The sequence below is a fragment of the Campylobacter concisus genome (assembly GCF_002913865.1).
Classification (GTDB): Bacteria; Campylobacterota; Campylobacteria; order Campylobacterales; family Campylobacteraceae; genus Campylobacter_A; species Campylobacter_A concisus_AM.
The window spans coordinates 1-6,794 of record NZ_POYX01000061.1; the positions used below are offsets into that span (position 1 = coordinate 1).

Annotated in this window: 1 protein-coding gene, 2 tRNA genes and 3 rRNA genes; all 6 read right to left on the minus strand. The window is 42.6% G+C overall.

Going from position 1 to position 6,794, the window contains the following annotated elements:
* Nucleotides 1–180: 180 nt before the first annotated feature.
* Entirely contained in the window at nucleotides 181–753 is a 573-nt protein-coding gene (locus tag CYP77_RS04035) for an SU10 major capsid protein (RefSeq protein ID WP_103565711.1), read from the minus strand.
* 533 nt (nucleotides 754–1,286) lie between these two features.
* A 5S ribosomal RNA gene (gene rrf, locus CYP77_RS04040) occupies nucleotides 1,287–1,405 on the minus strand.
* A gap of 133 nt (nucleotides 1,406–1,538) precedes the next feature.
* Nucleotides 1,539–4,443 (minus strand): 23S ribosomal RNA (locus tag CYP77_RS04045).
* A 325-nt stretch (nucleotides 4,444–4,768) separates the two neighbouring features.
* Nucleotides 4,769–4,844: transfer RNA gene (locus CYP77_RS04050), tRNA-Ala, on the minus strand.
* A gap of 12 nt (nucleotides 4,845–4,856) precedes the next feature.
* Nucleotides 4,857–4,933: transfer RNA gene (locus tag CYP77_RS04055), tRNA-Ile, on the minus strand.
* A gap of 94 nt (nucleotides 4,934–5,027) precedes the next feature.
* Nucleotides 5,028–6,538 (minus strand): 16S ribosomal RNA (locus tag CYP77_RS04060).
* The 16S, 23S and 5S rRNA genes sit together here with 2 tRNA genes alongside, the layout of an rRNA operon.
* Nucleotides 6,539–6,794: the final 256 nt, after the last annotated feature.

Consider the following 6,794-nt stretch of genomic DNA (forward strand, 5'->3'; position numbering starts at 1 on the left):
GCTGGTTTGGTTGGTAGAAGCTTTGGTTGATACCTTTATGTTCTGCTCTAAATTCAAGGGGTAGCTACCAAGTGCGTTTATCATCTTAGATCCTTTTAGCTTTAACTCACACCAAAGATATCGTCTTTTTTATGAAAAGATTTATTTTGCAAAGGCTTTTTAGTCTGTATAAATTTACTCCTAAACTCTCATATCTACCTTTTTATAAAGCCTATCTTTGCTAGATAGTTCTTTAAATTTGAGGTCGTTTTCAAGGTAGGTGATGTTATAAATTTCTTTGGTTGTGATGCTTTTGCCGTTTTCAAGTCCGATTAGGAATTTGCTTGTAAATTGATTTTTAACATCAGCATCACTGCCTAGACCAAAGATAGCATACTCCATATCCAGCTTATGCTCTTTTGCTCTTTTAGCCGTCTCGCGCTCTAGCTCTTTACCGCCATAAGTTGCCACTGCTTGCATACTTCTTGAAACGCTAACGTTTGAAGTGAAAATTTGCACTGCGTTTGAAGTCTTTTGCACGCTTGATTTGATCTGATCGTCAAAGTCAGAAATCTCTAGCTGTGCGTTTTTCTTTGGGGCAGCTAAGCTGTCAGTTAGCCAAGAGTGCTCTATACCTTTAACACTTGAAGTGCCAATTAGTTTAAGTATAGGCGTCTCGTCAGCACCTATTAAAATTATTTTGTCATATACCGAAGGCTTTAGCCCTTCTCTTTTTGTTGCTGGGGCTTGAAACCCAGTTGTAGTTATTGCCATTTCTTTGCTCCTTTTATGCAATTTAATGGCAATTTATCATTTGTAGCTGTGTCAAATCTACCCAATTTTGAGAAAATCAAAGAGAAAATTTAGTGTTTTTAAAAAGAGTGAGCCCTAAAAGATAGGGCTTTTAATTATTCTTGGAGTTTTTAGTAGATATATAGCTATTTTTACACCTTACTAATTTTTCTAGCTTTTATTCAATCGTTCATATCTTTAAATAAGCAAGACTTTCTTAACTAAACAAGCCACTTTATATCGCATTCGACCTTATAGTACCAAGCAGCTTAAATTTTAGATTTTAAAACTTCATAGGCTATTTTAAGTTTCTATCAGAATAAAAAAATAAAACATTGTTAAAAATCTAAAAATTTTTTATCATAATTTTTTTGATAACACATGTATTAAAATTTTATATAACTACCTAAAACCCAATCAAAATTTCCTATCATAAACTACAAACTTAAAAAACAATATGCAAGAATAACAAAAAATTTGACTAAAAATATAAGAATTAAGCAGATAAACAACAAAGCCCGCAACGACCTACTTTTCCAACATCCCAGTAAGGGAGAGTATCATCAGCCAGGACGAGCTTAGCTTCTTGGTTCGAGATGGAGCAAGGCGTTTCCTCGTCTGTATAGTCACGGGCAGTGTTAAATAAAAGATATATTATATAAATCTCTTATTTAACACTACTGGATAAAGTTAAAAGTCATAAACAAAGTTTTATAAAAACATATCTTATTAAGTTTTTATCCTTAACAAGGAAGTGATGCTTATTAAAAGATAAGCAGACGAGCTATTAGTACTGGTCAGCTAAAGGACTTTCATCCATTACACACCCAGCCTATCAAACACATAGTCTATATGAGCTCTTAAAAGAAGATTCATCTTGGAGTTGGCTTCCTGCTTAGATGCTTTCAGCAGTTATCACATCCCAACATAGCTACCGAGCGGTGCCCTTGGCAGGACAACTCGTACACCAGTGGTTGGTTCGACCCGGTCCTCTCGTACTAGGGTCAACTCTCCTCAATCTTCTTACGCCCACGGCAGATAGGGACCGAACTGTCTCACGACGTTCTGAACCCAGCTCGCGTACCGCTTTAAATGGCGAACAGCCATACCCTTGGGACCTGCTCCAGCCCCAGGATGCGATGAGCCGACATCGAGGTGCCAAACCTCCCCGTCGATGTGAGCTCTTGGGGGAGATCAGCCTGTTATCCCCGGGGTACCTTTTATCCTTTGAGCGATGGCCCTTCCACACAGAACCACCGGATCACTAAGACCGACTTTCGTCTCTGCTTGACGTGTATGTCTCGCAGTTAAGCTGGCTTATGCCTTTATACTCTACGAACGATTTCCAACCGTTCTGAGCCAACCTTTGTAAGCCTCCGTTACATTTTGGGAGGCGACCGCCCCAGTCAAACTACCCACCAGACATTGTCCTACTTGAGGATAACTCAAGCTAGTTAGCTATCAGAATAAAAAAGAGCGGTATCTCAACAATGGCTCACCATAAACTGGCGTCTATGGATCAAAGCCTCCCGCCTATCCTGCACATTTTTATCCCAATAGCAGTGTCAAGCTGTAGTAAAGGTCCACGGGGTCTTTCCGTCTTGCCGCGGGTAGGAGGAATTTTCACCTCCACTACAATTTCACTGGATCCCTCTTCGAGACAGCTCCCATCTCGTTACGCCATTCATGCAGGTCGATATTTAATCGACAAGGAATTTCGCTACCTTAGGACCGTTATAGTTACGGCCGCCGTTTACTCGGGCTTCGATCAAACGCTTCGCAGAGCTAACGTCATCAATTAACCTTCGAGCACCGGGCAGGCGTCACACCCTATACATCCTCTTACGAGTTAGCAGAGTGCTGTGTTTTTGGTAAACAGTCGGGAGGGACTCTTTGTTGTAACCTTCAATGCTTACGGAGTAAATCCTTCACAAAGTTAGGCACACCTTATACCGAAGATACGGTGCTATTTTGCAGAGTTCCTTGAAGAGAGTTCTTCCACGCGCCTTAGAATACTCATCCCACCCACCTGTGTCGGTTTACGGTACGGGCAACTATAACTAAACTTAGAAACTTTTCTTGGCTCGACAGTATCAAGGATTTACGATTCATTCCGAAGAACTTCACGCACCTGTAAGGCCTCGGCTTAAAGGAGTTCGGATTTGCCTGAACTCCAACCTGCACCTTTCGACCAGCACTACCATCCGCTGGCTCCTCTAACTCTAAGCGTCCTTCCATCGCACATTATAGTTGGCATTGGAATATTAACCAATTTTCCATCGCATACCCCTTTCGGACTTTGCTTAGGACCCGGCTAACCCTACGATGACGAGCATCGCGTAGGAAACCTTGGGTTTACGGCGTTGGGGATTCTCACCCCAATTATCGCTACTCATGCCTGCATGCTCACTTGTATTCGCTCCAGCACTCCTTACCGGTATACCTTCAACGCAAATACAACGCTCTCCTACCACTTAGTAAAACTAAGTCTAAAGCTTCGGTACTCATTTTAGCCCCGTTATATTTTCCGCGCAGAATCACTAGACCAGTGAGCTATTACGCTTTCTTTAAAGGATGGCTGCTTCTAAGCCAACCTCCTGGTTGTTTAAGTAACTCCACATCGTTTTCCACTTAAATGAGATTTAGGGACCTTAGCTGTTAGTCTGGGTTGTTCCCCTCTCGACGACGGATTTTATCACTCGCCGCCTGACTGCCATGATTACACACTAGGTATTCGGAGTTTGATAGGGTTTGGTACATTGGTGTATGCCCTAGCCCATTCAGTGCTCTACCCCCTAGTGTTACTACATGACGCTATACCTAAATATATTTCGGAGAGAACCAGCTATCACGATGTTTGATTGGCCTTTCACCCCTATCCACAAGTCATCCCATAGCTTTTCAACGCTAGCGGGTTCGGTCCTCCACCGGCTCTTACACCGGTTTCAACCTGCTCATGGATAGATCACATCGTTTCGGGTCTGCAACGTCTGACTAAACGCCCTATTAAGACTCGCTTTCGCTACGGCTCCAGGTTTCCTTAACCTTGCCAGACATCACAACTCGCAGGCTCATTATGCAAAAGGCAGTCCATCACCCTGATAAATCATAGGGCTCTGAATGATTGTAAGCAAATGGTTTCAGGTTCTATTTCACTCTGATCACCTCAGTTCTTTTCACCTTTCCCTCACGGTACTTGTGCACTATCGGTCTAGTAGTAGTATTTAGGGTTGGATAGTGGTCTACCCAGCTTCAGACAGAATATCACGTGTTCCGCCCTACTCAGGATACTGCTAAGTAAAACAAAGCTTTCATATACGGGGGTATCACCCTCTACGCCCAACCTTTCCAGGTTGTTCTATTAGCTAAGTTTAGTCTATATTGCAGTCCTACAACCCCACTAGTAAACTAGTGGTTTGCCCTCTTACGCGTTCGCTCGCCGCTACTAGCGTAATCTCTTTTGATTTCTTTTCCTGAGGGTACTAAGATGTTTCAATTCCCCTCGTTCGCTCCGTTATACGGTAACTAATATCTCTATTAGTTGGGTTGCCCCATTCAGAAATTCCCGGATCAAAGCCCCTTGACGGCTCCCCGAGACTTATCGCAGCCTGGCACGTCTTTCATCGCCTCTACTAGCCAAGGCATCCACCACTTGCTCTTTGTAGCTTACCTTTTCTATATTAGATTATTCTAATTCGCATCACTTCCTTGTTAAAGATAACTTTATGTTACTACATTTAAATTCTAGCTCTCAAGACGGAAAGCATTGACTACTATTTAGATAAGTTTTAAATCCTAAATAGATTGTGATGTCAAACTTTTGCATTAAATGCAAAGAGAATAGAAATTTAAATCTTTAACAAGTCCTGTAAAATTGTTTTTAAAACTTGCTTGTGACTATTAACAATATTAATTAAAAGAACATTTAGACAAAAGTCTAATTAGAAAGTTTAAATTTAAGCTCTCTAATTAGACTTAATGTAGTTAAACTATTTTATGGTGGAGAATAGCGGGATCGAACCGCTGACCTCCTGCGTGCAAAGCAGGCGCTCTCCCAGCTGAGCTAATTCCCCAATTAAATTCTCTGGTGGGCCTAACAAGACTTGAACTTGTGACCTCACCCTTATCAGGGGTGCACTCTAACCAGCTGAGCTATAGGCCCCTATAGGTCTATCAATCTTTCAAAACTAAACAAGGATGATTGAGAATATCTTTCTTATAGATATCTTGTGAGAGAATATCTATATGTACTCTAGAAAGGAGGTGATCCAACCGCAGGTTCTCCTACGGTTACCTTGTTACGACTTCACCCCAGTCGCTGATTCCACTGTGGACGGTAACTAATTTAGTATTCCGGCTTCGAGTGAAATCAACTCCCATGGTGTGACGGGCGGTGAGTACAAGACCCGGGAACGTATTCACCGTAGCATGGCTGATCTACGATTACTAGCGATTCCGGCTTCATGGAGTCGAGTTGCAGACTCCAATCCGAACTGGGACATATTTTATAGATTTGCTCCATCTCGCGATATTGCTTCTCATTGTATATGCCATTGTAGCACGTGTGTCGCCCCGGACATAAGGGCCATGATGACTTGACGTCGTCCACACCTTCCTCCTCCTTACGAAGGCAGTCTCATTAGAGTGCTCAGCCGAACTGTTAGCAACTAATGACGTGGGTTGCGCTCGTTGCGGGACTTAACCCAACATCTCACGACACGAGCTGACGACAGCCGTGCAGCACCTGTCTTAACATTTCTGCAAGCAGACACTCTTCTATCTCTAGATGATTTGTTAGATATCAAGTCCGGGTAAGGTTCTTCGCGTATCTTCGAATTAAACCACATGCTCCACCGCTTGTGCGGGTCCCCGTCTATTCCTTTGAGTTTTAATCTTGCGACCGTACTCCCCAGGCGGTATACTTAATCCGTTAGGTGCATTACTGCCAAGACTAGCTTAGCAACAACTAGTATACATCGTTTAGGGCGTGGACTACCAGGGTATCTAATCCTGTTTGCTCCCCACGCTTTCACGCATTAGCGTCAGTTGAGTTCCAGCAGATCGCCTTCGCAATGGGTATTCCTGGTGATCTCTACGGATTTTACCCCTACACCACCAATTCCATCTGCCTCTCCCTCACTCTAGATTATCAGTTTCCCAAGCAGTTCTATGGTTAAGCCATAGGATTTCACAAGAGACTTGATAATCCGCCTACGCGTCCTTTACGCCCAGTGATTCCGAGTAACGCTTGCACCCTCCGTATTACCGCGGCTGCTGGCACGGAGTTAGCCGGTGCTTATTCGTTAGGTACCGTCATTGTTCTTCCCTAACAAAAGGAGTTTACGCTCCGAAAAGTGTCATCCTCCACGCGGCGTTGCTGCTTCAGGGTTTCCCCCATTGAGCAATATTCCCTACTGCTGCCTCCCGTAGGAGTCTGGACCGTGTCTCAGTTCCAGTGTGACTGATCATCCTCTCAGACCAGTTATGCGTCATAGCCTTGGTGAGCCATTACCTCACCAACTAGCTGATACAATATAGCCTCATCCTACACCGAAAAACTTTCCCTATCTAACTTATGTCAGACAGGAGTATAGAGTATTAGCAGTCGTTTCCAACTGTTGTCCTCTAGTGTAGGGCAGATTAGCTATACATTACTCACCCGTGCGCCACTAACTCATAAGAGCAAGCTCTTACTTGTCCGTTCGACTTGCATGTATTAGGCACGCCGCCAGCGTTCACTCTGAGCCAGGATCAAACTCTCCATATTAACCTTCTTTAGCGTAAAGCAAAGCTTTACTAAGAAGCAACACTAAAGACTAAGATTGCTAATGCAATCTAGTAATAATGTTTTTACTAAAATTGCTTTTAGTATTTATTATGAAGTTTTTAATCAAAAAAACTTTTTAGTTTTTATATATTAGTTTGTCTAATCTATTATTTAATCATAATAGACTGGCTCAATCGATCACTTGTTTAGATTTCAAAGATTGACTAATAGTTTAACAATTGTAAGTTAAAAGAAC